Raw genomic sequence first — 311 nt, 5'->3', positions numbered from 1 at the left:
ACCGCCCGCAGTTTCAGCTTTGAAGACATCCGCAACGAAAGCAGCTACAGCGCCAGCAGCATGGGCATCGGCGCCGGCTACGGCGGCAGCCTGAAAGGAAGCAACGGCTTCAATCAAAGCGCCTTTGGTCGTGCGTCCCAAACCGCCGGCCAGAACATGAATAAAGGCTTCAACTACAGCCCCACCCTGCCGCAACATGAAAGCGGCAACAGCCAAGGCTATACCCGCTCGCTGCTCAGCGAAGGCAACATCACCATCGGCGGCAAAAAAACCAGTGCCCGCGCTCTCGGCATCCATACCGATTCGGCCAC

General features: G+C 59.5%; 1 protein-coding gene. It reads left to right on the top strand.

Annotation, left to right across the window (positions count from 1 at the left end):
* Nucleotides 1-311 (top strand): hypothetical protein (locus ACTHSW_RS10865; RefSeq protein ID WP_440373923.1); only part of this gene is annotated, 311 nt, incomplete at both ends.

Source organism: Neisseria sp. P0008.S004 (assembly GCF_051962755.1).
GTDB classification, from domain to species: Bacteria; Pseudomonadota; Gammaproteobacteria; order Burkholderiales; family Neisseriaceae; genus Neisseria; species Neisseria subflava_A.
This window is presented reverse-complemented; position numbering and strand designations above follow the sequence as displayed.